The 525-nt window shown below is 48.4% G+C and carries 1 protein-coding gene; it reads left to right on the top strand.

What is annotated here, in order from left to right; translation table 11 throughout:
- Positions 1-278: 278 nt before the first annotated feature.
- Positions 279-525: hypothetical protein (locus tag V7665_RS13840; protein WP_335665106.1), on the top strand; the 247-nt coding region annotated here is incomplete at its 3' end.

The following is a 525-nucleotide window of genomic DNA, read 5'->3' as shown; positions in this document are numbered from 1 at the left end:
GGCGGCCTTTGGGCTGATATTCTATCTGATCTTTGGCAGCGGCGAGCGGCAGTTTCAGACAGCACCGGCTCAATGAAAATCGACTGATTGCGGCAATGTCCGGAAAAAACCGGGCTTGCTGAAAATTTGTTGATTGCGGAAGCGGATATCAGGAAGATTCCCCTGAAGCCCTTTGAAAGCCAGCGGAAGGCTGACTGGTCGCTGCAATTCTCCCCATTAAGTATTGGAAGGCAATGCCGTAAATGTAGAATAACAACATTATTGGGAACGCGCAAAACATGACCATTGCACCCGCCTCGACCAGAACGGATATCTCTCCGCTCCTAGCAATAATTTACCGGCCCTTGATCAGGGGCTATTTCGGTGCTGCTGCCTTTTATTATGTTGTGTTTACGCTGATACATATCATGGGGCACAGTGGAGCGGAATTGCCACCTATAATCATAGCCTCGATCACTGCCAGTTTAGTCTTTGGTTTCTCCTGGTACGCACTTCGTAATGCTATTCCCATTACAAGTCTTCATG

This window comes from Parasphingorhabdus sp., assembly GCF_036964675.1.
Taxonomy (GTDB): Bacteria; Pseudomonadota; Alphaproteobacteria; order Sphingomonadales; family Sphingomonadaceae; genus Parasphingorhabdus.
The sequence above is the reverse complement of the archived record's forward strand: the minus strand, read 5'-3'. Positions and strand labels throughout refer to the sequence as shown.